This is a genomic window from Breznakia blatticola (assembly GCF_004365815.1).
Taxonomy (GTDB): domain Bacteria; phylum Bacillota_I; class Bacilli_A; order Erysipelotrichales; family Erysipelotrichaceae; genus Breznakia; species Breznakia blatticola.
The window spans coordinates 1-4,579 of the sequence record NZ_SODD01000074.1; the positions used below are offsets into that span (position 1 = coordinate 1).

4 protein-coding genes are annotated in these 4,579 nt (G+C 32.3%); 1 reads left to right on the forward strand and 3 read right to left on the reverse strand.

Going from position 1 to position 4,579, the window contains the following annotated elements:
* The first annotated feature begins 656 nt into the window (after positions 1-656).
* Entirely contained in the window at positions 657-1,544 is an 888-nt protein-coding gene (locus tag EDD63_RS11265; protein ID WP_166667644.1) for a diacylglycerol/lipid kinase family protein, read from the forward strand.
* Positions 1,545-1,561: 17 nt separating this feature from the next.
* On the opposite strand, the gene EDD63_RS11270 is transcribed toward EDD63_RS11265, so the two are convergent.
* From EDD63_RS11270 to EDD63_RS11640, 3 genes are all read right to left on the reverse strand, one after another.
* On the reverse strand, positions 1,562-2,380 hold the full coding sequence (locus EDD63_RS11270; RefSeq protein ID WP_134171414.1) for a hypothetical protein: 819 nt from the start codon (positions 2,378-2,380) through the stop codon (positions 1,562-1,564).
* Between the two features lie 71 nt (positions 2,381-2,451).
* Positions 2,452-3,000, reverse strand: a complete 549-nt coding sequence (locus EDD63_RS11275; protein WP_134171415.1) for a biotin transporter BioY — start codon at positions 2,998-3,000, stop codon at positions 2,452-2,454.
* A 113-nt stretch (positions 3,001-3,113) separates the two neighbouring features.
* Complete coding sequence (locus EDD63_RS11640) at positions 3,114-4,364, reverse strand: hypothetical protein (RefSeq protein WP_208318334.1); 1,251 nt, start codon at positions 4,362-4,364, stop codon at positions 3,114-3,116.
* Positions 4,365-4,579 lie beyond the last annotated feature (215 nt).

Here is a 4,579-nt window from a genome sequence, read left to right on the forward strand (position 1 = left end):
TTTACCATCACAAGAAATGCTTTAAAGACACATAAATTATTCAGTACTTATCAGTGATTTATCGAGACTTGGTATGCACTGGTTGAATTAAGCCATAGGTTTTATAAAAAAGTTTCGACAATCAAAGCATTTCCCTTTATTTATCGAATACATTTGTTTTTTGGTAATTTATTTGAAAACGGTATCATCCATAAAACGAAAAAAAACGAGCTTTTGAACTCGTTATTCATATGATTGATTTTGCTTACAACAACGGACCTCACTCAAGGAGTAAAAGAAAAAATGACGTTTTTCCAGGATGTTTACACTGGTAAACCAGAGCGCGAAGTCCGTTTGTAGGAAGCATGGATGTTTATTTGTTGCTGTTAATAAGGAAAGAAATATCGTCAAAGATTGTACGTTAATTATGGATCGATACTGGCAGCATAGTAATTATGCAAAACAATCAAGGACTTTATGCAATCAAATAAACTATAGGAAAGGTATTATCGATCCTATATATACCTTATCAATTCTCCAATCATTTGTCTTTCCTTCAGAATTATTTTTTTATTTCAAGTCCGTTTGTGACAATTATTATTCTTTCTACGACAACAAAATGCGTTAGATTTTGTAAATACATTGCTATCGCAATCGATATTGTCTATGATATAAGTATGAAAAAGATATTATTTGTCTACAATCCTGTTGCTGGAAAAGGTAACATTAAAAATAAATTAAGTAAAATTATTGAAGCATTCTCATCTGATGAAAATACACTGATTACCTATGCCACAAAAGCAAACAATGATGCCTATCACCACATCGTTCAATTTGGTCAACAGTTTGATCGTATTATTTGCAGTGGAGGCGATGGCACCCTAAATGAGACAATCAATGCATGTATGGAAATTGCATACAAAGGAAAACTTGGCTACATTCCTACAGGAACCGTAAACGACTTTTCTAAATCAATTAAAATGGAAACCAATCTTGATCGCTTATTGGATAACTTCAATACCGAGATTCATTTTCAAAGCATTGATGTGGGTAAACTTAATGAACGTTATTTTGTATATGTTGCAGCGTTTGGTAGTGTAAGTGAAGTCAGTTACTCAACCCCACAAAATACAAAAAACAGCATTGGTAAAGTAGCCTATATATTAGAAGGCTTAAAGAAACTTACACGACAAGATAAAATCCATATGCGTATTGAATATGATGATGGTATCATTGAGGATGATTTCTGCTTAGGATTGATTACCAATTCTTTATTTATTGGCGGAATGAACTTTTTTAAAGAAGATGAAATATCACTTGATGATGGATACTTTGAATGTATCTTTATTAAATATCCAAAAGGTCCAATCACACTGAATCAAACCTTGTTTGATATAACAACTCGTAACTTTGAGAATACAGATAAGATGTATGCCTTTAAAACGAAAACACTGCGTATCACTTCAAAAAAGAAAATCAAATGGACAGTTGATGGAGAATATGGTGGAACGTATAAAGATGCAACAATCACCAATTACCAAAAAGCAATCACAATCTTAAAATAAGTATCAGATGACGATACTTATTTTTGTTTATATTCATATGTACATATATCGCATAGTGAGCGATATCGTAGTAAATTCGTGAACTTACTGTATGTAATTGGCTTGGCAATTTGATGCGTTTGTAGTAATTTCACCAGTTGCTTTTCTTCTGTAAAATTTGGACCACACATCACTTCAAATGAAGATATCAGTTCATCAGTTATCGGTAATGCTACATGTGTATATTTCATATCATCTAAATAACTTGCTTGCAAACGAACTTCATATTCATATTCCCAGGCAACATCTTTAATGTAGCCTGTCAGTTGTTCATGATTCAAACGAAAATCACGTACTTGTTTGTGTGGAATTCTCTCATTACGCAAACGTATATTATCTTGACTAGCATATGCAACATCATGCATTACTAGTGAATTTGGTTTTGCTAGTTTTGTATAACTAGGTTTTCCATCTACAAACTGCACACCTTCTACAGTTTTTATTGACTCCAACCACTGAAGAATTGCTTTTCTAGGAATACGAATGCTAATCGCTTGTGTTGCTGGTATTCCATATAGTCCCCACATTGCCATATTCTCTTTACTGCTTGCGCTAAAACATAGGATGTAAGTTTTTGCCCAATGTAATTGGCTTCCGGTATACATCCATTCATGCTGATCATTCATGCTTGCATTATCGCCACGCGATAGAAACCATCGCTTACTATTTAAAATGTTTTGTAGTCCAACTAAAGTCGTATAGTGTGTGTACACAAGTCGATTGCTTCCCTTTCTTTGCAAATATGCAACAAGTTCGTCAACAGATACTACATCTTTTAATGTCCCTATTGTTTCCATATGACCCCCTCATGTGATTCATCTACACTCAGTATAACAAACTCTTGGCATACACGAAACGAAAATCCAGTTTACGATTTTCTTTTTATTTGGATTTTCGGTAATCGTTTATACAGTAAACTTGCCACGAAACAAGAAAGTAAATCTCCAGGTAAATACACGAGAAATAAAAAATACAAAACCCAACTAGCTTCAAATACTTTTCCATAATATACGTATTGAATAAAGACAAAATATCCAACTCCAAATATATAGATTACTAACATCCCTAGAATACAAACTACAAAGTTTTTCACAACATTTGATTTATCACTTGTTAATTTTCCAACAGCATAAGATCCAAACACAAAACCAATTAAGTAACCAAAGCTTGGATAAAATATATAACTAGGACCACCACCAGTAGAAAACACAGGTAATCCAATTAAGCCCACTAATATATACACTAAAACCGCAATTGGTGCATAGACTTTTCCTAGTACAAGTCCCGCTAATACAACAAACAGTGTTTGAAGTGTAATGGGTACAATTGAAATTGGTAATTTAATAAATGCTCCCATTGCAATAAGTACTGAAAATAATGCCATATACGATATATGTTTTGTTGATAGATTTTTCATAAATACCTCACTAGCCATTAGATTACCACCATCTAAATCGTTTGTAAATATATTTTGAATATCAAAGTATATTTACAAAGTAAAACCTGGCAGTCAATTACCAGGTTTTAACACTATTTCCAATTACTTCTCAACTTTTTACTACGAATGATAAAAAGTACTGATGTACCCAACATAACCATATACATCATTCCATTTGATGTATCATTTGTTTTTGGTGGATTCTTTTTTGTTGGAGAAACACTTGGTTTCTTTGTTTTTGGTTGTTCCTTAGGTTGTTCCTTTGGCTCCTCTTTTGGTTCTTCTTTAGGTTCTTCCTTCGGCTCTTCTTTTGGCTCTTCTTTAGGTTCTTCCTTTGGTTCCTCTTTAGGTTCTTCCACAGTTATATTTGTCACTATAAACATATCTGCACAGTTTTCAGCAGAACCAACTTCATTTACTTCAACACCTTGTGCATCTGTTGAAGATAGCGGACATATTCCAATCGAATCAGGCTTTGGTGGAAGTATGTCATCTTTGCAACTGGCAATATTGTAGTAGTAATTTAATTCTTTAAGTTCACTACCTGCTAAAAATAGTGTCTCTGGTCCTTGCTTAACCCACGATGATTCTGTTGGTAATGTAACTTGACCAATATTCAGACCAGGTATTTTTACTGTATAACCATCTTCACTTTTTATTGCTGTTACATTGATTTTATTTGGACGAATAAATTCATTTCCATAATTAAAACTTGAATCATGAAAATACAACGCCTTCATAATTTGTTTATGTAAAGTTAAATATGGAAATTTATTTCCACCAATTGTCAAATACGCTAAATTATTTGCATCATATAAGAAAAGCGGATTACTAATTGATGTATTATGTAACACAACATTTTGTAGTGAATTACTTAAAATACCTTCACCGGTTAGTTCTGCATTTTCTACATGTAAAATTGATGGTTCTATAGTCCCTTCAATAGTTACTAAACTCATGTTATTGATAAAACCAACAGTATGAATCTCTGCATAATCAGGAAATATAACTTTCTCTACATCGCTACTTGCAATCCAAAGATAATTAATATGGAAATTCTTGCTTAAATCTAATACCTTTATTCCAGTTACATTTGTGATGCTTATTTCAGTTGCATTTTGGTAATTCTCTAATGTCACATATTCATCCATTGATGTATTCATTATATCAATAAATGATGCATCTAAATTTTCAGGTAAACCGTTATTTATCTTTGCATTTTCATTTGTTTGTGTATTTGTCACTTCACCTTCTTCTGGGTTAGTGAAAAAACCTTCCGTATTTGGTAGGATTGTTCCAACCAGTATTGTAGTCAAAGTGATCACTTTTACTGCTATATTCATGTTCTCTCCTTATTTTTGATTTCACACACGTAATATTACTAATGTACATAAAGCACTAGCATATATACTAGTACTTTATGTTTATTTCTTTTTATAGGAATTTCGTTACTTTATATTTTTATTGGCTTAATTCAACCGATGCGCACCTAACTTAGATTGTTACATGTATGATGATACATTGAAATGTAAGATTACCATATAAAAATAAGGAAGGT